Annotated in this window: 17 protein-coding genes and 2 tRNA genes; 15 read left to right on the top strand and 4 right to left on the bottom strand. The window is 60.3% G+C overall.

From position 1 onward, the window contains the following. Nucleotides 1–86 precede the first annotated feature (86 nt). Nucleotides 87–2,021, top strand: a complete 1,935-nt coding sequence (locus HCU66_RS05775; RefSeq protein ID WP_205887572.1) for a methyl-accepting chemotaxis protein — start codon at nt 87–89, stop codon at nt 2,019–2,021. Nucleotides 2,022–2,101: 80 nt separating this feature from the next. Here the strand turns inward: HCU66_RS05775 and HCU66_RS05780 are convergent. Further along, nucleotides 2,102–2,188, bottom strand: a tRNA-Leu gene (locus HCU66_RS05780). Nucleotides 2,189–2,375: 187 nt separating this feature from the next. Next, nucleotides 2,376–2,462: transfer RNA gene (locus tag HCU66_RS05785), tRNA-Leu, on the bottom strand. A 226-nt stretch (nt 2,463–2,688) separates the two neighbouring features. Between HCU66_RS05785 and rnr the strand changes: the two genes are divergently transcribed. From rnr to HCU66_RS05850, 13 genes are all read left to right on the top strand, one after another. Next, a complete protein-coding gene (rnr, locus tag HCU66_RS05790; RefSeq protein ID WP_205887573.1) occupies nt 2,689–5,328 on the top strand; it encodes a ribonuclease R in 2,640 nt (879 codons plus the stop codon). Then, entirely contained in the window at nt 5,325–6,092 is a 768-nt protein-coding gene (rlmB, locus tag HCU66_RS05795) for a 23S rRNA (guanosine(2251)-2'-O)-methyltransferase RlmB (protein WP_205887574.1), read from the top strand. The genes rnr and rlmB overlap by 4 nt, the downstream gene beginning before the upstream one ends. Nucleotides 6,093–6,390: 298 nt before the next feature. Further along, nucleotides 6,391–6,813: a 30S ribosomal protein S6 gene (gene rpsF, locus HCU66_RS05800; RefSeq protein ID WP_062379020.1), complete on the top strand. Its 423-nt coding sequence runs from the start codon at nt 6,391–6,393 to the stop codon at nt 6,811–6,813. A 28-nt stretch (nt 6,814–6,841) separates the two neighbouring features. Further along, nucleotides 6,842–7,072, top strand: coding sequence for a 30S ribosomal protein S18 (gene rpsR, locus HCU66_RS05805; RefSeq protein ID WP_002551829.1), 231 nt, complete (start codon nt 6,842–6,844; stop codon nt 7,070–7,072). A gap of 36 nt (nt 7,073–7,108) precedes the next feature. Continuing rightward, a complete protein-coding gene (locus HCU66_RS05810) occupies nt 7,109–8,002 on the top strand; it encodes a hypothetical protein (RefSeq protein ID WP_205887575.1) in 894 nt (297 codons plus the stop codon). A 19-nt stretch (nt 8,003–8,021) separates the two neighbouring features. After that, nucleotides 8,022–8,468, top strand: coding sequence for a 50S ribosomal protein L9 (rplI, locus tag HCU66_RS05815; protein WP_003186385.1), 447 nt, complete (start codon nt 8,022–8,024; stop codon nt 8,466–8,468). A gap of 122 nt (nt 8,469–8,590) precedes the next feature. Next, complete coding sequence (gene dnaB / locus HCU66_RS05820; RefSeq protein WP_205887576.1) at nt 8,591–9,988, top strand: replicative DNA helicase; 1,398 nt, start codon at nt 8,591–8,593, stop codon at nt 9,986–9,988. Between the two features lie 128 nt (nt 9,989–10,116). Then, nucleotides 10,117–12,420 (top strand): YgiQ family radical SAM protein, encoded by a 2,304-nt coding sequence (locus tag HCU66_RS05825; protein WP_007939575.1) that lies wholly within the window; start codon nt 10,117–10,119, stop codon nt 12,418–12,420. A gap of 262 nt (nt 12,421–12,682) precedes the next feature. Beyond that, nucleotides 12,683–13,603 carry an Ssp4 family T6SS effector gene (locus HCU66_RS05830; RefSeq protein ID WP_205887577.1) on the top strand — a complete coding sequence of 307 codons (921 nt, stop codon included), beginning with the start codon at nt 12,683–12,685 and terminating at the stop codon, nt 13,601–13,603. Continuing rightward, on the top strand, nt 13,600–14,049 hold the full coding sequence (locus tag HCU66_RS05835; RefSeq protein ID WP_205887578.1) for a hypothetical protein: 450 nt from the start codon (nt 13,600–13,602) through the stop codon (nt 14,047–14,049). Before HCU66_RS05830 ends, HCU66_RS05835 begins: the two co-directional genes overlap by 4 nt. Nucleotides 14,050–14,237: 188 nt before the next feature. Then, on the top strand, nt 14,238–17,513 hold the full coding sequence (locus HCU66_RS05840) for a transglutaminase family protein (RefSeq protein WP_205887579.1): 3,276 nt from the start codon (nt 14,238–14,240) through the stop codon (nt 17,511–17,513). Nucleotides 17,514–17,601: 88 nt separating this feature from the next. Further along, entirely contained in the window at nt 17,602–20,085 is a 2,484-nt protein-coding gene (locus tag HCU66_RS05845) for a circularly permuted type 2 ATP-grasp protein (protein ID WP_205887580.1), read from the top strand. Beyond that, entirely contained in the window at nt 20,085–20,975 is an 891-nt protein-coding gene (locus HCU66_RS05850; protein WP_205887581.1) for a transglutaminase family protein, read from the top strand. The genes HCU66_RS05845 and HCU66_RS05850 overlap by 1 nt, the downstream gene beginning before the upstream one ends. A 127-nt stretch (nt 20,976–21,102) precedes the next feature. Here the strand turns inward: HCU66_RS05850 and HCU66_RS05855 are convergent, their stop codons facing one another. Further along, nucleotides 21,103–21,294: a hypothetical protein gene (locus tag HCU66_RS05855; RefSeq protein ID WP_201115125.1), complete on the bottom strand. Its 192-nt coding sequence runs from the start codon at nt 21,292–21,294 to the stop codon at nt 21,103–21,105. 68 nt (nt 21,295–21,362) lie between these two features. Beyond that, nucleotides 21,363–21,950, bottom strand: a complete 588-nt coding sequence (locus HCU66_RS05860) for an LOG family protein (RefSeq protein ID WP_205887582.1) — start codon at nt 21,948–21,950, stop codon at nt 21,363–21,365. Between the two features lie 345 nt (nt 21,951–22,295). Here HCU66_RS05860 and azu point away from each other — a divergent pair, with 345 nt between their 5' ends. Continuing rightward, nucleotides 22,296–22,742 carry an azurin gene (gene azu / locus HCU66_RS05865; protein ID WP_205887583.1) on the top strand — a complete coding sequence of 149 codons (447 nt, stop codon included), beginning with the start codon at nt 22,296–22,298 and terminating at the stop codon, nt 22,740–22,742. The last annotated feature ends 17 nt before the right edge of the window (nt 22,743–22,759 follow it).

A 22,759-nucleotide genomic window follows, 5' to 3' on the forward strand; every position in this document is an offset into this window, starting at 1 on the left:
ATGCCTGTTGGACGGCATGACCTTTGCTGTGAATATCTCCTTCAGAGTGCCATCAATTTAATGGCGTTTAAGTAGAGGGATTTTCTGTGTCGGCCGTTCTCTCACTGTTACAAAGCCGTCTCTTGCGGCCTGTGTTCGTTACCCTTGGTATCGCCCTTTTGGTGCAGGTGCTGGTGGCTGTCGCTCTGACCCGGAGCACGGTGACTGCGCTGGAGGCCGATCTGGGTGTGCGGCTGGATGCCGATAGTCAAAAACTCTCCGGTGAGCTTGAGCAGGCGGGGCGTGAAGTCACGTCGAGCCTGGATAACCTGTCCTCCAGTACCCGTCAGCGCCTGACCGCCGGACTGTCTTCGCGTCTGAAGGACGAGCAGGCACAGTTGCGTGCGACGCTGGAGAAGGACCTGAAGGAGTCGGCCAGCGACATGGCGCAGCTTCTGGCCTCGGTCGCACCCCGCGCCATGTGGGACAGCGACATTCCTACCTTGTCTGAATTCGCTCGCCGCGCCCAGCGCAATCCCAACGTGTTGTTCGTGGTCTATGACGACGCCACGGGCCAGCACCTGACGCGCTACCTCAATCGGGATAATCCGATCAACAAGGCGCTTCTGGAGAAAGGCCAGGGCGAGCGTGCGTTGGACAAGGTGTTGGATGCGGCGAAGAGCGATTCCTCGGTCTACTATCTCGAAGCCTCAATCAGCCCCAATGGGGTGGAGATCGGCAAGGTCTTGATGGGGGTCTCGACTGCCTCCGTGGAAACCGATCTGGCAGCGCTGGACAAGCGCTTCTCGGCGCTGATCGCCAGCGGCGATCAATTGGTGGGTGACAGCCTCAAGGGCGCGGCAGCTGACAGCGCAACAGCGATGCGCGGGCGTCTGCAGTCGGCGCAGTCCACCGCCTCTGAAATGAAAGCCAATACCACCACTACCGTGCAGGAAGCGGCAGGAACTTTGCGCTGGCGCATTGGCATGGGGCTGGCAGTGGTGGGCTTCAGTGTGCTGCTGTTGCTGGCAGTGGTGCTGGGGCGTCGAGTAGTCAATCGCCTGAAAATGCTCATAGCTGCGATGGATGACTTGGCGGCGGGCGAGGGTGACCTGACCAAGCGCGTGCAGATCAGCAGCCAGGATGAAATCGGCGACATGGCCTCGGCGGTCAATCGCTTTGTGGATAAGTTGCAGCCAATCGTGCGTGAGGCGGGCGATGTAGCCCAGCGTACCGGTGTGGAAATCGGTGCCATGAGCCTGCGCAATGCCGGTGCCGACGCGGCGGCTGGCATGCAGCGCGATGAAGTGGCCGAAAGCTTGCGTGCGTTGTCACAAATGGCTGACGAGGCCCAGTCTGAAAGCCACGCCATGCAGGCCGCTTTGCAGCAGGTGGTGGACATTCGTCAGGCCACGGATGAGAACACCCGGACTTCGGCGAAAGTCGGCAGTCTCATCGAGGCGTTGGCTGGGCAAGTCGACACTGGGGCGAAAGTCATCGAGCGTCTGGCGCAGCAGAGTGAGCAGATTGAAGTGGTGCTGACGGTGATTCACGGGATTGCCGAGCAAACCAACTTGCTGGCGTTGAACGCGGCCATTGAGGCGGCGCGCGCCGGGGAGACCGGTCGCGGGTTTGCCGTGGTGGCGGATGAGGTGCGGGCGCTGGCAAGCAAGACCCAGAGTTCCACCGGCGATATTCAGGCGCACATCGTTGCGTTGCAGCAAGGTGCACGCGAGGCTGTCGCGGCCATTGGGCAGGCGGGGCGTCAGGCCAGCGAAGGCCTGCTGGTGCTGCGCGACAGCGCGCGGTTGCAGCAGTCGGTGCAGGCGTCGGTCGAGCAGGTGCATGCGGCGATCGGTCTGGCGACCCAGGCCGCGGCGCATCAGGCGCAAGGTGCGCAGGCAGTGCGTGGGCGGGTTGAGACGATCCATGCTCAAGCTGAAAAAGCCGCTCAGGCGGTGGTGGAAACAACGGCCAGTGGCAAGGTGCTGGATGGGTTGGCGGCGCAGTTGAAGGCGAGCCTGGGGCAGTTCAGGGCTTGATGGGCTTGCTCGCCACAAAACGCAAAAACCCGCTTTCGCGGGTTTCTGTGAAATTCAAGACCGTGATCTTGAATTTGAATTGGTGCCCAGAAGAAGACTCGAACTTCCACGACCGTAAGGTCACCAGCACCTGAAGCTGGCGTGTCTACCAATTTCACCATCTGGGCAGCATCTTCAGCGTTGCCGCTGTTGATGTGGCGCACTATACGGAGCGCGTTTTGATCTGTAAACCCCTGATTTAGATTTAATAAATCAAATGCTTGGGATGCAATGAATCAGATGTCTGAAATGCAAAAACCCGCTTTCGCGGGTTTTGTGTGAGTCTTGAAATTGAACTAATCTCAAGCTCGAAATTGGTGCCCAGAAGAAGACTCGAACTTCCACGACCGTAAGGTCACCAGCACCTGAAGCTGGCGTGTCTACCAATTTCACCATCTGGGCAGTATCGGCAGCGCGTCTGCGTTGTCGATGGCGCGCACTATACGGAGCGTCTTTTTAACTGTAAACCCCTGTCATCAAAAAAACCTGGAAAATTTTACCGGCGGCATTCAAATCAGCTTTGCGGTGTCGATATAGGGCTTTAGATGGGCCGTCACAGCCTGAAATTTCCCGTTTCATTACGCCTATGCCAAACTAACCCGCATATAGACAAGGTGAAAACTCTCTAATGGCCGATTGGCAGTCCCTCGATCCCGAGGCCGCTCGTGAAGCGGAAAAATATGAAAACCCTATTCCCAGCCGCGAACTGATCCTTCAGCACCTTGCTGACCGGGGTTCGCCTGCTGCCCGCGAGCAACTGGTCGAAGAGTTTGGTCTGACCACAGAAGACCAGATCGAAGCCCTGCGCCGCCGCCTGCGCGCCATGGAGCGCGACGCTCAACTCATCTATACCCGTCGCGGCACCTATGCGCCGGTGGACAAGCTCGACCTGATCCTGGGCCGCATCAGCGGTCACCGTGACGGCTTCGGCTTCCTGGTCCCGGACGATGGCAGCGACGACCTGTTCATGAGCCCGGCGCAAATGCGCCTGGTGTTCGATGGCGACCGTGCCCTGGCGCGTGTTTCCGGTCTCGACCGTCGCGGTCGTCGCGAAGGCATGATCGTCGAAGTGGTGTCCCGTGCCCACGAGAGCATCGTCGGTCGCTACTTCGAAGAGGGCGGTATCGGCTTCGTCGTCGCGGACAATCCGAAGATCCAGCAAGAAGTGCTGGTGACACCGGGCCGCAACGCCAACGCGCAGATCGGCCAGTTCGTCGAAGTGAAAATCACTCACTGGCCGACGCCACGCTTCCAGCCGCAAGGCGATGTGGTCGAAGTCGTGGGCAACTACATGGCGCCGGGCATGGAAATCGATGTCGCCCTGCGCACTTACGATATTCCGCACGTCTGGCCTGAAGCAGTCTTGAAAGAAGCCGCCAAGCTCAAGCCGGAAGTCGAAGAGAAGGACAAAGAGAAGCGCATCGACCTGCGCCATCTGCCGTTCGTGACCATCGACGGCGAAGATGCGCGCGACTTCGATGATGCGGTCTACTGCGAAGCCAAACCGGGCAAGTTGCGCCTGTTCTCCGGTGGCTGGAAGTTGTACGTGGCGATCGCCGACGTTTCCAGCTACGTGAAAATCGGTTCGGCGCTGGATAACGAATCCCAGGTTCGCGGCAACTCGGTGTACTTCCCCGAGCGTGTCGTGCCGATGCTGCCTGAGCAATTGTCCAACGGCCTGTGCTCGCTGAATCCGCACGTCGATCGCCTGGCCATGGTCTGCGAGATGACCATCTCCAAAACCGGCGAGATGACCGACTACTGCTTCTACGAAGCGGTGATTCACTCCCATGCCCGCCTGACCTACAACAAGGTCAGCACCATGCTGGAAACGCCGAAAATCACCGAGGCGCGTCAGTTGCGTGGTGAATACACCGACGTCCTGCCGCACCTCAAGCAACTGTACTCGCTGTACAAGGTTCTGCTGGCGGCCCGTCACGTGCGCGGCGCGATCGATTTCGAAACCCAGGAAACGCGGATCATCTTCGGTTCCGAGCGCAAGATTGCCGAAATCCGTCCGACCGTTCGCAACGACGCCCACAAGCTGATCGAGGAATGCATGCTGGCGGCCAACGTAGCTACCGCCGAATTCCTGAAAAAGCACGAAATCCCGGCGCTGTATCGCGTCCACGACGGCCCGCCACCGGAGCGTCTGGAAAAACTGCGCGCCTTCCTCGGCGAGCTCGGCCTGTCCCTGCACAAAGGCAAGGACGGCCCGTCGCCGAAGGATTACCAGGCTTTGCTGGCAGGCATCAAGGACCGTCCGGATTTCCACCTGATCCAGACCGTCATGCTGCGTTCGTTGAGTCAGGCGGTGTACAGCGCCGATAACCAGGGTCACTTCGGCCTGAATTACGAAGCCTATACCCACTTCACTTCGCCGATTCGCCGCTACCCGGACTTGCTCACGCACCGGGCGATTCGCAGCGTCATCCATTCGAAAATGGACACCCCGCACGTTCGCCGTGCCGGCGCGATGACCATTCCGAAGGCGCGGATCTATCCGTACGACGAAGCGATCCTGGAGCAGCTCGGCGAGCAGTGCTCGATGAGCGAACGCCGTGCCGACGAAGCCACCCGCGACGTGGTGAACTGGCTCAAGTGCGAGTTCATGAAAGACCGCGTGGGCGAATCGTTCCCGGGTGTGATCACCGCCGTGACCGGTTTTGGCCTGTTCGTCGAACTGACCGATATTTACGTCGAAGGCCTGGTGCACGTCACCGCGCTGCCGGGCGATTACTACCACTTCGACCCTGTGCACCACCGCCTCGCTGGTGAGCGTACCGGTCGCAGTTTCCGTCTTGGCGACACCGTTGAGGTGCGCGTGATGCGCGTCGACCTCGACGAGCGCAAGATCGACTTCGAGATGGCCGAAAAAACCATCAGCGCACCGATCGGTCGCAAGAAGCGTGGTACTGAAGCCGCTACTCCTGCCGCGCCTTCTACAAAAGCAGCTGCCGAGCCGGCACCAGCGAAAACCGGTCGTCGTCCTGCCAAGGAAAAGGCCGTCGAAGCCTATCGCCCGAGCGATGCGGCGGCAAAAAATGCCGAGCTGCGCAAAAGTCGCGAAATGAAACAGGCGTTGCTGGCTGAAGCGAAAAGCGGCGGTAAAGCGGCGTCTGGGGGAAAGACCGGGCGGTCGGCGCCTGACAAGGCCTCCGGCGGCAAGCCAGCAAAACCAAGCAAACATCGTAAAGGCCCGCCAAAAGCGGGCTCCGCTCCGGCCGCCAGAAGCGGCGGGGCGCGTAAACCTAAGGCCAAGTCATGAGTCAGTTGGAAAAGATCTACGGCGTGCATGCGGTAGAAGCATTGCTGCGTCACCACCCGAAACGCGTCAAGCAGATCTGGCTGGCTGAAGGGCGCAGTGATCCGCGGGTCCAGACGCTGATCGAGCTCGCTGCCGAAAATCGCGTGGCCGTCGGTCAGGCCGAGCGTCGCGAAATGGACGCCTGGGTCGAAGGCGTGCACCAGGGTGTGGTGGCGGACGTGAGCCCGAGTCAGGTCTGGGGCGAGGCAATGCTCGACGAGTTGCTCGATCGCACCGAAGGCGCACCGTTGCTGCTGGTGCTCGATGGCGTGACCGATCCGCACAACCTCGGTGCTTGCCTGCGTTCGGCCGATGCGGCCGGCGCGCTGGCGGTGATTGTGCCGAAGGACAAGTCAGCGACCCTGACCCCGACGGTGCGCAAAGTGGCCTGTGGCGCGGCGGAAGTGATTCCGTTGGTTGCGGTGACCAACCTGGCGCGCACCCTGGAAAAACTCAAGCAGCGCGGCTTGTGGGTCGTCGGTACGGCGGGTGAGGCTGAGCAGGATCTGTATCAGCAGGATCTGACCGGTCCGACCATTTTGATCATGGGGGCGGAGGGTAGTGGCATGCGTCGCCTGACTCGTGATCTTTGCGATTATCTGGTACGCCTGCCGATGGCCGGCAGTGTCAGCAGCCTCAACGTGTCCGTCGCCACCGGCGTCTGCCTGTTCGAAGCGCTGCGCCAGCGCGGCGTCAAAGCCGCCGGGACCGCCAAAAAGTCCTGATTCATCGCGGCAGCCTTGCTTCTGTAGGAGCGAGGCTCGCCCGCGAAGAACGATAACGCGGTATTCCTGAAAGATCGCGGAGCTCCGATCACGGGCAAGCCTCGCTCCTACAGGGATGATGTGGTGGTTGTTCAAATAATCACCAATTGCCTTGCACCTCTCTCGACCCTTCTCTACAATTGCGCCCCTTGCTGTGACGGCAGGCACGCATGTGTCTATCGCAAGCAAGTCCATAAGTGTCATTCACTCCTTGTCTGACCGCTTTTGAGCGGCAGGCTACAACCCGTAAGGAGCATTCATGCGTCATTACGAAATCATCTTTTTGGTCCACCCGGATCAAAGCGAGCAAGTCGGCGGCATGGTTGAGCGTTACACCAAGCTGATCGAAGAAGACGGCGGCAAAATCCACCGTCTGGAAGATTGGGGCCGTCGTCAACTGGCCTACGCAATCAACAATGTTCACAAGGCTCACTACGTGATGCTGAACGTTGAGTGCACTGGCAAGGCTCTGGCCGAGCTGGAAGACAACTTCCGCTACAACGATGCAGTGATCCGTAACCTGGTCATCCGTCGCGACGAAGCCGTTACCGGCCAATCCGAGATGCTCAAGGCTGAAGAAAACCGCAGTGAGCGCCGTGAGCGTCGCGACCGTCCTGAGCACTCCGACGCTGAAGGCGTTGACAGTGATGACAGCGACAACAGCGATAACGCTGACGAGTAATCCACGGACCTTTTGAGGAGCCAATTACATGGCACGTTTCTTCCGTCGTCGTAAATTCTGCCGCTTCACCGCTGAAGACGTGAAAGAGATCGATTACAAAGATCTCAACACTCTGAAAGCTTATGTATCCGAGACCGGCAAAATCGTTCCAAGCCGCATCACCGGTACCAAAGCTCGTTATCAGCGTCAGCTGGCCACCGCTATCAAGCGCGCCCGCTTCCTGGCCCTGCTGGCCTACACCGACAGCCACGGCCGCTGAGACCGGGCAGTCGACACGTAGCAAAGGATTGAATGCATGCGCGCCTTAGCTGAGTTCATCATGCGCGGCCGTATGCAGGCCACTCTGGTAGTGGCCGGATGCGCAACATTGCCGTTGTTGTATTGGTTGGGTGCTGCCGCCGGATGCCTTGTGCTCTTGCGGCGCGGATTGAAGGACGCCGTTGGCGTACTTGCTCTGGGACTGCTGCCGGCGTTGATCTGGTGGCTTTTCTTCGACGACCCACGGGCACTTCTGGTGCTGCTGGGGTCTTCGAGCCTTGCGTTGGTTTTGCGCGCAAGCGAGTCCTGGAACCGCGTGCTGCTGGTCAGCATAGCGATGGGGCTGGTGTTTTCAGGGGTGCTGGGGGCGGTTTTTGCGCCCCAGATCGAGATGCTGGCGCAGGCGTTGATAAAAGTCATGCCGTCGCTACTCGGTGATGTCTACCAGCAGTTGTCGGTAGACGAGCAAGCGCGCTTTGCGTCCCTGATTGCACCGGTCCTGACCGGCCTGATTGCGGCCTTGTTGCAAATCGTCAGTGTGCTGAGCCTGATTGTCGGGCGCTACTGGCAGGCGTTGTTGTACAACCCGGGTGGTTTTGGTCGCGAGTTTCGCGCCATCCGGATCCCGCTGGGACCGGCGATGTTGCTGCTGGCGTTGATGCTTCTGGGCCCCAATCTGGGCGCGCAGATGGCCATGTTGACGCCGTTGTGCAGTGTACCGCTGGTGTTCGCCGGGCTGGCCCTGATTCACGGGCTGGTGGCGCAAAAGCGACTGGCCGGTTTCTGGCTGGTGGGGTTGTACGTGACGCTGTTGCTGTTCATGCAGCTGATCTATCCGTTGCTCGTGGTTCTGGCCATTGTCGACAGCCTGATTGATTTTCGCGGTCGTCATGTGTCGAAAGACGCCGATAACGCGAACGGTGAAGGTTAAAAGTTAAGAGGATTTCCACATGCAACTGATCCTTCTGGAAAAAATCGCCAACCTGGGCAACCTGGGCGACAAAGTAAACGTTAAGGCCGGTTACGGCCGTAACTACCTGCTGCCTTTCGGCAAAGCCACCGCTGCGACCGCTGCCAACCTGGCTGCGTTCGAAGAGCGTCGTGCTGAGCTGGAAAAAGCAGCTGCTGACCGTAAAGCATCGGCTGAAAGCCGCGCTGCCCAACTGGCTGAGCTGGAAGTGACCATCACTGCCACCGCCGGTGACGAAGGCAAGCTGTTCGGTTCGATCGGTACTCACGATATCGCTGACGCACTGACCGCCTCCGGCGTTGAAGTTGCGAAAAGCGAAGTTCGTCTGCCGAACGGCACCATCCGCAACGTGGGTGAATTCGACGTGGCTGTGCACCTGCACGCCGAAGTTGAAGCCACCGTACGCGTTGTCGTGGTAGCAGCTTAAGCAGCACTTGTCGGCTGGCACCCTCGGGTGCTTGCCGGTAACATCGGGCACGATCCTGTTTACAGGTCGTGCCCTTTGTCTTTCTGAACCCCTGCTTTTCATCACCCAAAACACAAGTGGCCATGAACGATATCTCCGCTCCCGAGCAATACGATCTGCAAACCGCCGCCCTGAAGGTGCCGCCGCACTCCATCGAGGCCGAACAGGCCGTGCTCGGTGGCCTGATGCTGGACAACAACGCCTGGGAACGCGTGCTCGATCAAGTCTCCGACGGCGATTTCTATCGGCATGACCACCGCCTGATTTTCCGTGCGATCGCCAAACTGGCCGATCAGAACATGCCGATCGACGTCGTGACCCTGTCCGAGCAACTGGACAAGGAAGGCCAGACGTCCCAGGTCGGTGGCCTGGGTTACCTGGGCGAACTGGCGAAAAACACGCCGTCGGTCGCCAACATCAAGGCTTATGCGCAGATCGTTCGTCAGCGCGCGACCCTGCGCCAACTGATCGGCATCAGTACCGAAATCGCCGACAGCGCGTTCAACCCCGAAGGCCGTACCGCCGAAGAAATCCTCGATGAAGCCGAACGGCAGATCTTCCAGATCGCCGAGGCCCGGCCGAAAACCGGTGGCCCGGTGAGTGTCAACGACCTGCTGACCAAGGCCATCGACCGTATCGACACGCTGTTCAATACCGATAACGCCATTACCGGGCTCTCCACCGGGTACACCGACCTCGACGAGAAGACCAGCGGCCTGCAGCCGGCCGACTTGATCATTGTCGCCGGCCGTCCGTCGATGGGTAAAACCACCTTTGCGATGAACCTGGTGGAGAACGCCGTGTTGCGCAGCGAGAAGGCCGTTCTGGTTTACTCGCTGGAGATGCCAGGCGAATCGCTGATCATGCGTATGCTCTCGTCCCTGGGTCGTATCGACCAGACCAAGGTGCGTTCCGGTCAGCTGGAAGACGACGATTGGCCGCGCCTGACGTCGGCGGTCAACCTGCTCAACGATCGCAAGCTGTTCATCGATGACACGGCGGGTATCAGCCCCTCGGAAATGCGCGCCCGGACTCGTCGTCTGGTGCGTGAGCACGGTGACATCGGTCTGATCATGATCGACTACCTGCAACTGATGCAGATCCCGGGCTCCAGCGGCGACAACCGGACCAACGAGATTTCTGAGATCTCCCGGTCCCTGAAAGCCCTGGCCAAGGAATTCAACTGCCCGGTGGTGGCACTGTCCCAGCTCAACCGATCCCTGGAACAACGCCCGAACAAGCGCCCGGTGAACTCCGACTTGCGCGAATCGGGAGCGATCGAGCAGGACGCCGACGTGATCATGTTCGTTTACCGCGACGAGGTGTATCACCCGGAAACCGAACACAAAGGCATTGCCGAAATCATCATCGGCAAGCAGCGGAACGGCCCGATCGGCTTTATCCGCCTGGCCTTCATCGGCAAATACACCCGATTCGAGAACCTGGCGCCGGGTAGCTATAACTTCGACGACGACGAATAAGTTATTTAGCGCCTGTTCGGGCCTCTTCGCGGGCCACCGATTTCCGACCATAGCCGTCGGAATTGGTCAAAATTTGTGCTATATTCCGCGCCCGCGAAATTCAATGAAAGCCAACACCGGTTATCGACATGCAAGCAGCCAAGCCGTTATTTGACTATCCCAAGTACTGGGCCGAATGTTTCGGACCAGCGCCATTCCTGCCGATGAGCAGGGAGGAGATGGATCAGCTCGGCTGGGATTCCTGCGACATCATCATCGTCACCGGTGATGCCTACGTCGACCATCCGTCGTTCGGCATGGCGATCATCGGCCGGCTGCTGGAGGCCCAGGGCTTCCGCGTCGGGATCATTGCGCAGCCGAACTGGCAGTCCAAAGACGACTTCATGAAGCTCGGCGAGCCGAACCTGTTTTTTGGCGTCGCGGCCGGCAACATGGATTCGATGATCAACCGCTACACCGCCGACAAGAAAATCCGTTCCGACGACGCCTATACCCCCGGTGGCCTGGCGGGCAAGCGTCCGGACCGCGCGAGTCTGGTTTACAGCCAGCGCTGCAAGGAAGCCTACAAGCACGTGCCGATCGTGCTCGGTGGCATCGAAGCGTCCCTGCGCCGCATCGCCCACTACGATTACTGGCAGGACCGGGTGCGCAACTCGATCCTGATCGACGCCTGCGCCGACATCCTGCTCTACGGCAACGCCGAGCGTGCGATCGTCGAAGTCGCCCAGCGCCTGTCCTATGGCCACAAGATCGAAGACATCACCGACGTGCGCGGCACCGCGTTCATCCGCCGTGACACGCCGCAAGGCTGGTACGAAGTCGATTCCACGCGCATCGACCGTCCGGGCAAGATCGACAAGATCATCAACCCGTACGTCAACACCCAGGACACTGCCGCTTGTGCCATCGAGCAGGAAAAAGGGCCGGTTGAAGATCCGAGCGAAGCCAAAGTCGTGCAGATCCTGGCCAGCCCGAAGATGACTCGCGACAAGACCGTGATTCGTCTGCCGTCGGTTGAGAAAGTCCGTGGCGACGCGGTGCTTTACGCTCACGCCAACCGCGTATTGCACCTGGAAACCAACCCGGGCAACGCCCGTGCATTGGTGCAGAAGCACGGCGAGGTAGACGTCTGGTTCAATCCGCCGCCGATTCCGATGACTACCGAAGAAATGGACTACGTGTTCGGCATGCCTTACGCGCGCGTTCCGCACCCGGCGTATGGCAAGGAAAAGATCCCGGCCTACGAAATGATCCGTTTCTCGGTGAACATCATGCGTGGCTGCTTCGGCGGCTGCACCTTCTGCTCGATCACCGAGCACGAAGGCCGGATCATCCAGAACCGCTCCGAAGAGTCGATCATTCGCGAAATCGAAGAGATCCGCGACAAGGTCCCGGGCTTCACCGGCGTCATTTCCGACCTCGGCGGCCCGACCGCGAACATGTACCGCATCGCTTGCAAAACCCCGGAAATCGAATCCGCGTGCCGCAAGCCGTCCTGCGTGTTCCCCGGCATCTGCCCGAACCTGAACACCGACCACTCGTCGCTGATTCAGCTGTATCGCAGTGCCCGTGCCTTGCCGGGTGTGAAGAAGATTCTGATTGCCTCTGGCCTGCGCTACGACCTCGCGGTCGAGTCGCCGGAGTACGTCAAGGAACTGGTAACCCACCACGTCGGCGGTTACCTGAAGATCGCCCCGGAACACACCGAGGAAGGTCCGCTCAATCAGATGATGAAACCGGGCATCGGCAGCTATGACAAGTTCAAGCGCATGTTCGAGAAGTACACCAAGGAAGCCGGGAAAGAGCAGTACCTGATTCCGTATTTCATCGCCGCTCACCCGGGCACCACCGACGAAGACATGATGAACCTGGCCCTGTGGCTCAAGGGCAACGGCTTCCGCGCCGATCAGGTGCAGGCGTTCTACCCGTCGCCGATGGCCACCGCCACCGCGATGTACCACTCGGGCAAGAACCCGTTGCGCAAAGTCACTTACAAGAGCGACGGCGTGACCATCGTCAAGAGCGAAGAGCAGCGTCGCCTGCACAAGGCGTTCCTGCGTTATCACGACCCTAAAGGCTGGCCGATGCTGCGTGAAGCGCTGACCCGCATGGGCCGTGCCGACCTGATCGGGCCGGGCAAGAACCAGTTGATCCCGTTGCATCAGCCAGCGACCGACAGCTACCAGAGCGCTCGTCGCAAGAACTCGACACCGGCCGGTAGCCATAAAGTGGCGGGGGAAAAGACCACCAAGATCCTGACCCAGCACACCGGTCTGCCACCGCGCGCCAGCGATGGCGGCAACCCGTGGGACAAGCGTGAACAGGCCAAGGCGGCGGCATTCGCCCGCAACCAGCAGGCGGCCAAGGAACGCAAGGACGCGGCCAAAGGCAAGGGGCCCAAGCCCGCGCGCAAGCCGGTCGTGCCGCGTTAATCGTAGAGTCAGCTAATAAAACGCCAGCCCTTGGGCTGGCGTTTTGCGTTCTGGCGGGTGTAACACTCGTTTGTTAAGGTTGGTGCCTGATAAATCGCCAGCGCGGACAAGTCGGATCGCTGCACCGCCGCTCTCACATTGGATGTGAGGGTGCACAAAATGCGCGTCCCACGCCGATCAAGTATGGGAGCCGGGCTTGCCCGCGCCTGATCAATACCGGTTCCGGATCGGAACTCCGACTGCACTTCCAGGGATGAACCGCATGACCAACCCGCTCGCCAGTATCGGCATGGACTACAGCCGCTCCCAGTTCATGGCCCGTCAACGCATCGAAAGCCAGATCAACCTGCCGCGCCTGTTCGCCGCCATCGACGCCGCCCCCGGAATCGTCGGCGCGGGCGTGGTGTACATCGACGCCGAATTCAACGTGGTGACCCTGCGTGAGTTCAAGCCGATTTGTAGTGTCCGGCCCAAGCGAATCATTTTGCGCGAGGCGCAGAAGTACATCGCGCCGGCTCAGTTTGCCCAGCAGGTGCAGGACAATCCGCGCGAATCGCGCCTGGTTGGTGAGGCAGTCAACACCACCTTATCGTGCGCGGGTGCAGTGATCGGCTGGATCGTAGTGCTCAGTGGCTCCGTGGCTATTCCGTTTTCGGCAGGGGCAAGTACTGTGGTCGCTGCGCTCGGTTATACCGCTGCGGCTGCCAGCTCAGTGCAGTGTTTTGCCAGCGGCTATCGGACCCGCAATGAGATCGTCAACCCTGCCCGTAACGATGAGCTCGACAGCGAAGAGTGGTACCAGTACACCATGATTGCGCTGGATGCTGCGTCCTTGGTCGGGGTAGGCGCATCCACGCTGACAACGCTCAAACTGGTCAGGCTGAATAAGGCCACGACCGGGAAAAGTGTCAGGGAAGTGCTCAGGGGTCTGAATCGACAGGAACGTGCCAAACTGACCAAAGAACTATTGAGCATCAACGACCCGCGCTTGACGTCGAAGATGATCAAGTTGAAGCAGTTGTCGGGTGAATTGCCCAAGCGTTTCACGCCCACCGAGGTCAAGCATGCAACGGTCACTCAGATAAAAGACGCCTTGGGCGCCGCTATCGGTTTTACCGGCAGTGCAATTTCGGGGAATGTCCGCACCATTGCCGTAGGCCTGTACGAGGAGGCTGAGCAATGAATGAGCTGCCCAGCATTCGCAGTTTTCTATCGAAGTATTTCCCGGTCTTCATGGGGGCAATATTCGCGTCAATTTTTACCCTGGTCTTTGCGGTGCCTTTGTTTTTCGAAAGCTATTTTCGAAACCTTCCGTTGGCTGACAACGCCAAGTACTCTTTTTTCGGGGGGATCGCGCTGACCCTCATCGTCGTGCACTGCCATTTCATGGTCGCGCGCGGTCGTCCGCAATGGGTGCGGCCTCTGGTCGTGCTTCTGGCCCTTTGTTTTCTTGGGGTATTGCCCACCATTGCATATGAGGTGCATCCCCTGGCTTATGCTGTGACGTTGCTGTTCCCACTGCTGGCGCTATTGTTGCTCAACAGCAAGCGTCACCGCGAGATGCGCCAGAAGCTGCTTGAAGTACGTCACTTGCGCCAAGCTGTTATTGCAAAGCACAAAGCCCGTTAATTGGGTAGATTCAGCACCCGCCCCTCACACGTGCGCCACAAATATGTGCGGCCCTCGCACCATAACCGCAGCCACGGCGCCGTTTTGGTGCTGTACTGCACCGGGTCTGTTGATAAAGCGCAGTGACCGCCGCTCTGGCATAAGTCTTGCGCGCTTTGTGTCCATGCCCTGGCTCGCAGGAGGCCGCCGTGTCGATACATGTCGCATTGCATCACGTCACGCATTACCGCTATGACCGCGCCGTCGAGCTCGGTCCGCAGATCGTTCGCCTGCGCCCGGCTGCCCACAGCCGCACGCGGATACTGTCCTATGCGCTGAAAGTCTCGCCCGAGCAGCATTTCATCAACTGGCAGCAGGACCCCCAGGGCAATTACCTGGCGCGGCTGGTGTTCCCGGAGAAAACCGATGAACTGCGGATCGAGGTCGATCTGCTGGCCGAGATGGCGGTGTTCAATCCGTTCGATTTCTTCCTCGAGCCCTACGCCGAGAAGATCCCTTTCGCCTACGCCGCGGATGAGCGCAAAGAGCTGGCGCCGTATCTGGAAACCTTGCCCTTGACGCCGGCATTCAAGGCTTATCTGGACGGCATTGACCGCACGCCGTTGCCCAGCGTGGATTTCCTCGTCGCGCTCAACCAGCGCTTGAGCGAAGACATCAGCTACCTGATTCGCATGGAGCCGGGGGTACAGACCCCGGAATACACCCTCGAACAGGCCTCCGGCTCCTGCCGTGACTCGGCGTGGTTGCTGGTGCAGTTGCTGCGCAATCTCGGCCTGGCGGCGCGATTCGTTTCCGGTTACCTGATCCAGCTAACCGCCGACGTGAAAAGCCTTGATGGCCCCTCGGGCACCGAAGTGGATTTCACTGACCTGCACGCCTGGTGCGAAGTTTATTTGCCCGGTGCCGGGTGGATCGGCCTGGACGCGACCTCAGGGTTGTTTGCCGGTGAAGGACACATTCCGTTGGCGTGCAGTCCCGATCCGTCCTCTGCGGCACCGATCAGCGGCTTGGTGGAACCGTGCGAGTGCGAATTCACCCACGACATGTCCGTGGAGCGGATTTGGGAAGCACCAAGGGTTACCAAACCCTACACCGAAGACCAATGGCTGGCGATTCAGGCGTTGGGCCGACAGATCGATGCCGACTTGCTCGAAGGCGACGTGCGCCTGACCATGGGCGGCGAGCCGACGTTCGTTTCCATCGATGACCCGGACGGCGCCGAGTGGAACACCGCCGCGCTCGGGCCAGACAAGCGTCGGCTGTCAGCCGAACTGTTCCAGCGCATGCGCAAGCATTACGCGCCCAAGGGTCTGGTGCATTTCGGTCAGGGCAAGTGGTACCCCGGCGAGCAGCTGCCGCGCTGGTCGCTGAACTGCTACTGGCGCCGCGACGGTGTGCCTATCTGGCACAACAGCGCGCTGATCGCCGACGAGCAGGAAGACTACGGTGCCGATGGCGAACTGGCCGGGCGCTTTCTGGCGAGTGTCGCCGAGCGCTTGAAGATTCCGACGCGCTTCGTGTTTCCGGCCTACGAAGACAATTTCTATTACCTATGGCGCGAAGGCGCGTTGCCGCAGAACGTCAGCGCCGAAGACTCACGTCTGGAAGAACCTCTGGAGCGGGCGCGACTGCGCAAAGTCTTCAGCCAGGGTCTGGACAAGGTGATCGGTCAGGTCCTGCCGCTGGCGCGCACCGCCAAGGGCGATCAATGGCAGAGCGGTCGCTGGTACCTGCGCGAGGAACACTGCCGGTTGGTGCCGGGGGATTCGCCACTGGGTTATCGTTTGCCGCTCGGTTCGCAGCCTTGGGTGAACGCCGCGGAGTACCCGTTCATTCACCCCACGGACCCGAATCAGGATTTCCCGGAGCTGCCGGACACCGACCAGCTACAGAATCACGCTCAACCGAAAACGGCCGACGAACGTGTGCCCGAGATCGACCAATCCGCCGACTGGCTGACCCGCACCGCGTTCTGCGCCGAAGCGCGCGAAGGTCGGTTGTACCTGTTCATGCCGCCTCTGGAGCGGGCCGAGGACTACCTGGAACTGGTCGCCGCCATCGAAGCCACCGCCGAGGAATTGCATTGCCCGGTACTGCTGGAAGGCTATGAGCCGCCGAGCGATCCGCGCCTTGGCAACTTCCGCATTACCCCGGACCCGGGTGTGATCGAGGTCAACGTCCAGCCGTCCGCCACTTGGGATGAGTTGGTGGAACGCACCGAGTTTCTTTACGAAGAGGCGCGCCAGACCCGGCTGACCACCGAGAAATTCATGATCGACGGCCGGCACACCGGCACCGGCGGCGGTAACCATTTCGTACTGGGTGGCGCGACCCCGGCTGACTCACCTTTTCTGCGCCGTCCCGATCTGCTGCGCAGCCTGATCAGCTACTGGCACAACCACCCGTCCTTGTCCTACCTGTTTTCCGGATTGTTCATCGGCCCGACATCCCAGGCCCCACGGGTGGACGAAGCGCGCAACGATTCGCTGTATGAACTGGAAATCGCCTTCGCACAGATGCCGAAACCGGGCGAAGAATGCCCGCCATGGCTGGTGGATCGCTTGTTGCGCAATTTGCTGATCGACGTGACCGGCAACACCCACCGCGCCGAGTTCTGCATCGACAAACTCTATTCGCCGGATGGCGCCACCGGACGCCTCGGCTTGCTGGAACTGCGAGCTTTTGAAATGCCGCCCCATGCACGCATGAGCCTGGCTCAGCAGTTGCTGCTGCGGGCGTTGGTGGCGCGGTTCTGGCGCGAGCCTTATGCACCGCCGAAACTGGCGCGTTGGGGCACCGAACTGCACGACCGATTCCTGTTGCCGCACTTTATCGAGCAGGATTTCGCCGACGTCATCGTCGATCTGAATGCCGCCGGTTATCCGGTGCGAGCCGAATGGTTTGCGGCGCATCTGGAGTTCCGTTTTCCCAAGGTCGGCGACTACGCCGTCAGCGGCATCGAGCTGGAATTGCGTCAGGCACTGGAGCCTTGGCATGTGTTGGGCGAGGAGGGCAGCGCGGGCGGAACGGTGCGTTATGTGGATTCGTCGCTGGAGCGTTTGCAGGTCAAACTCAGCGGCCTGCCGCCCCAGCGTTATCTGCTGACCTGCAACGGCATTCCGGTGCCGTTGCAACCTACCGGTCGGGTCGGTGAGTTCGTCGCCGGTGTACGTTTCCGTGCCTGGCAACCGTACAACTGCCTGCAGCCGACCATCCCGGTCCACGCGCCGCTGGTGTTCGACCTGCTCGACACCTGGATGGGGCGTTCGCTGGGCGGCTGTCAGTACCACGTCGCCCATCCGGGCGGGCGCAACTATGACAGCCTGCCGGTGAACGCCAATGAGGCCGAGAGCCGGCGGATGGCGCGTTTCTTCCGCGTCGGACACACGCCTGGGAAACTTCCTATACCCAATCTGGAAATTAACGACGAGCTGCCGATGACGCTCGATTTGCGACGTTTCTAAACCGTACGCGACGCTCGGATTTTTCGTCTATCCGGGCGTCATGTGCCTGCGTTAGTCTGACCGTTCTTTGCTGTCTGCCGAGCTTTCCATGCCTGACCTGCTTGACCGCTACCCGCTGACCGCGGGCACTTACCACGAACTGCTCGACGACAGCGGTGCCGTGCGCCCGCACTGGCGGCGGCTGTTCGATCAATTGCAACGCAGCACGCCAGCGCAACTGGCGCAGCGTCAGGCGCTGTTGACCCGGCAGATCCAGGAAAACGGCGTGACCTACAACGTCTATGCCGATCCCAAGGGGGCCGACCGGCCTTGGGAGCTGGACCTGCTGCCTCATGTGATTGCCGCCGATGAATGGCAGCAGTTATCGGCCGGGATCGCCCAACGGGCGCGCCTGCTCAATGCCGTGCTGGCGGACTTGTACGGTCCTCAGCGTTTGATCGCCGAAGGCCTGCTGCCGGCTGAATTGGTGTTCGGTCACAACAACTTCCTCTGGCCTTGCCAGGGCATTGCACCGCCCGACGGGGCCTTTCTGCATCTGTATGCCGTGGATCTGGCGCGCACGCCGGACGGTCGCTGGTGGGTGACCGCGGACCGGACTCAAGCGCCATCCGGTGCCGGTTACGCCCTGGAAAACCGCACCATCGTGTCCCGGGCCTTCCCCGAGTTGTACCGCGATTTGAAAGTGCGGCACCTGGCCGGGTTCTTCCGCACGCTTCAGGAAACCCTGACCCGTCAGGCGCCGAGCGATGACGATGCGCCACTGATCGTCCTGCTGACGCCGGGGCGTTTCAACGAAAGCTATTTCGAGCATTTGTACCTGGCTCGTCAGCTCGGTTATCCGTTAGTGGAGGGCGGCGACCTGACCGTCCGGGATGCCACGGTATTTCTGAAGACCTTGAGCGGGCTGCGTCGGGTTCACGCGATCATGCGTCGGCTCGACGACGATTTCTGCGACCCACTGGAGTTGCGCACCGACTCGGCTCTTGGCGTGCCGGGGCTGCTCGAAGCCGTGCGTCAGGGCCGGGTGCTGGTGGCCAACGCCCTCGGCAGCGGCGTGCTGGAGTCGCCGGGGTTGCTGGGCTTCTTGCCAAAGATCAATCAATTCCTGTTCGGTGAAGAGCTGATCCTGCCATCCATCGCGACCTGGTGGTGCGGCGAAGCGCCGGTACTGGCCCAGGCCCTGGAAAAACTGCCGGAACTGTTGATCAAACCGGCATTTCCGTCGCAGAGCTTCGCACCGGTGTTGGGTCGTGATCTGAGTGAAAAACAGCGCCAGTCCCTGGCTGAGCGCATGCAGGCACGGCCTTACGCTTATGTTGCGCAAGAATTGGCGCAACTGTCCCAGGCGCCGATCTGGCAGGCCGAGGGCGGTCAGTTGCAACCGCGAGCCATCGGCATGCGGGTGTATGCGGTAGCCGGTCAGGACGGCTATCGGGTGCTGTCCGGCGGGCTGACCCGGGTTGCCGCCGAGGCTGACGCCGAAGCGGTGTCCATGCAACGCGGCGGCGCGAGCAAGGACACCTGGGTATTGGGCGATCGCCCGCCCAGCGGCGAACAATGGAAAGCCCAGCGCAACATCGGCGTTCACGATCTGGTGCGACGCGATCCGTATCTGCCATCGCGGGTGGTCGAGAACCTGTTCTGGTTCGGCCGTTACTGCGAGCGCTGCGATGACAGCGCGCGGCTGCTGCGGATCATGCTGGCGCGCTATATCGATGGCGATGACCCGCAAGCCCTGGAGGCGGCGGTCGATCTCGGCGAGCGCCTGAATCTGTTGCCGGAGGAGGGCGAATTGCCGGAGCGATTGCTGGCGGCGCTGCTCGGCGATGGGCCGTTCAGCTTGCGTTCCAACCTGCAACGCTTGCAGTGGGCGGCCTCGCAAGTGCGCGGCAAGCTTTCCCGGGAAAACTGGCAGGCACTGGTGGAATTGCAGCGCGAAGCCATGGAGCTGGAAAGCGAAGAGCCGGATTTCGGCGAGTTGCTGGACTTCCTCAACCGGTTGGTGATGTCGCTGGCGGCACTGTCCGGTTTTGCTCTGGACGACATGACCCGGGATGAAGGCTGGCGCTTCCTGATGATCGGTCGGCGGATCGAACGGCTGCAATTTCTCAGCGGCAGTCTGGCAGCGTTTCTGCGCGGCGCCGGGGCTTTCGATCAGGCCGGGCTGGAATGGCTGCTGGAGCTGGGCAACAGCAGCATCACCTACCGCTCGCGGTACCTGGCGGTGGCGCAATTGATCCCGGTGCTCGACCTGTTGCTGCTGGATGAACAGAACCCTCACGCGGTGCTGTTCCAGTTGAAACTGGTGACCCGCACGTTGAAGCGCTTGAACGACGACTTTGGCGCGCCGCGCGAAACAGGTCTGCCACAGTGGGTGGAGCGGCTGGCGCGCTTCGATCTGAGCTGCCTGGAAAACTCGTTGTTTGGCGAGGACAGTGTTCGCGCCGCCGTAGAGGGGCTGGCCGATCTGCTGCAAGCGATCGCCGATGCCAGCGGACAGGTGTCGGATCGCCTGGCCTTGCGTCATTTCGCCCATGTCGATGATGTCAGCCAGCGCACGGTGTCCGTCTGATGAGTGCCCATTACCAGATTTTCCACGATACCCATTATCACTATGACAGCCCGGTGTCCCTGGCTCAGCAGCTGGCGCATCTGTGGCCACGGCCCTGTGCCTGGCAGCGCTGCACCGAGCAACAATTGCAGATCAGTCCCGAGCCGACTTCACGCCGGGATGAGCTGGATGTGTTCGGCAATCCGCTGACCCGGTTGGCGTTCGAGCGGCCTCACGATGAATTGCTGGTCAATGCTCGGCTCTCCGTCGAAGTGCTGGCCCGGCCGCCGCTGGACTTCAATCAATCGCCGGCCTGGGAAAATACCCGCAACGCGCTGACCTATAGCAGTCAGCCACTTTCACCTCAGTTGCTGGAAGCCTGCCGTTACCGGTTCGAATCACCCTATGTGCATTTGAAGCGCAGCTTCGTCGAGTTCTCGGAAAGTTGTTTTCCTCCTGGCCAGCCATTGCTGCTGGGTGTTCAGGCATTGATGGAGAAGATTTTCAGCGAATTCACCTTCGATGCCGAAGCGACCCAGGTGGCGACGCCGCTGGTGGAGGTGTTGGAGAGGCGACGTGGGGTTTGCCAGGACTTTGCGCATCTGATGCTGGCGTGCATGCGCTCCCGTGGATTAGCGGCGCGGTACATCAGCGGCTACCTGCTGACCCAGCCACCACCGGGCCAGCCACGGTTGATTGGCGCCGATGCGTCGCATGCCTGGGTTTCGGTGTTTTGCCCGGTGCTGGGTTGGGTGGATTTCGACCCGACCAATAATGTGCAACCGGCGCTGGAGCACATTACCCTGGCCTGGGGCCGGGATTTTTCCGATGTGTCGCCGTTGCGCGGGGTGATTCTGGGCGGTGGCAGTCATGACCCGGAGGTTCGGGTTACCGTGATGCCATTGGAGTAGCGCAGATCGAGTGTGGGAACGGGCAGTTTTGAGGGATTTCAGACTGGCCTGCGAGGGTCAGCAACAGTGTTGCCGACCCTGGACACAGATCCGGTGGGCCTGATCAGATCATCGGGCCCTGGGGGTCTCAGGCGTCGGGCGCCTGATCTTTCGGTGCTTCAACATCACTTTCTGCGGCCACTTCACCTTCTGCATCCGGGTTCAGTGCGGCTGCTTCTTCTTCAGCTGTAGCTTTCTTGCGCTGAAGCTTTTCCTCTTTCTTCTGCTCCTTGGCCAAGTCTCTCTGACGTTTGGCGAAGGAATAATTAGGTTTAGCCATGGGCGATCCTCTGGGGTCGAAGGTGAGGTTGAGCGGCGCGTATTCTGCCCTGTATCGGCGTGGAGCCGTTAGCCGGGTTTTTGCTCGGTCCATTTTGGCGGTACCGAGGGTTGCCAGGCGTCCAGTGCGTCGAGCAGGGTTTGCGGCGATTCGCTCATTTGCAGCATGTCACGGTGCGCTTCACGAACGAAGCCTTCGCCGACGATATGATCGAGAAAAGACGTCAACTGGCTGTAGAAACCGTTCACTTCCAGCAAACCCAGCGGTTTGCCGTGATAGCCGAGCTGGCCCCAGGTCCAGACTTCGAACAGCTCTTCCAGCGTGCCCAGGCCGCCAGGCAGGGCGATGAAGGCATCACTGAGTTCGGCCATTCGCGCCTTGCGCGCATGCATGCCGTCAACCACTTCCAGGCGAGTCAGACCGCTATGGCCGATTTCCTTGTCCTTGAGGCTCTGCGGGATGATCCCGATCACTTCACCGCCGGCCGCCAGCGCGGCGTCGGCCACGATCCCCATCAACCCGACGGCGCCGCCGCCATAGACCAGAGTCAGCTTGCGCTCGGCCAATGCTCGCCCCAAGGCGACAGCCGCTTCACGATAAGCCGGATTGGTGCCGGTGCTGGCACCGCAAAATACACAAACGGACGTTAAAGACATGCCTTACTCCATGGTCAATCAGGACCACAGAGTAAAGGCAGGCTTGCGTCGTTCCAAGGGTTAAACCGCGCGTTCAGGTGTTTCGTAAGTGCCACTGGCGCCACAGGCATAGGCGGCCAGCAAACTGCTCAACAAGCTGTTGAAAGACATGACAGACGCTCCAGGTGAGTAATGATGGCCCTGATGATAGGGCCGTCCCAGACGTCTGGCTGGTAGATTGTTTCGATGAGTCTCATAGCCCGAAAGTTGTATACAATTTTTGATTCAGGTCATAGGAACTTGCGAAGATTTCAGGCAGTCTTCTGTCCACTCGCACGTTTGTTAACCCTGCCTTGGAGATTCACCATGTTTGCCAAACTTGTTGCGGTATCCCTGCTGACACTGGCCAGCAGCCAATTGATGGCTGCCGAGTGCAAAACGACCATCGACTCCACCGATCAGATGTCCTTCAACACCAAGGCCATTGAAATCGACAAAAGCTGCAAGACCTTCACCGTTGAGCTGACCCACTCCGGCAGCCTGCCGAAAAACGTCATGGGTCATAACCTGGTGATCAGCAAAGAGGCGGACATGCAGCCGATCGCCACCGACGGCCTGTCGGCTGGCATCGACAAGAACTACCTGAAAGAAGGCGATACCCGCGTTATCGCTCACACCAAAGTCATCGGCGCGAAGGAAACCGACTCGGTGACGTTCGACGTGTCGAAGCTCAATGCGGCTGAAAAGTATGGGTTCTTCTGCTCGTTCCCTGGCCACATCTCGATGATGAAAGGTACGGTTACCCTGAAGTAATCGAATCAAACGCATAA

The organism is Pseudomonas frederiksbergensis (assembly GCF_017114915.1).
In the GTDB taxonomy this organism is placed as follows: domain Bacteria; phylum Pseudomonadota; class Gammaproteobacteria; order Pseudomonadales; family Pseudomonadaceae; genus Aquipseudomonas; species Aquipseudomonas frederiksbergensis_I.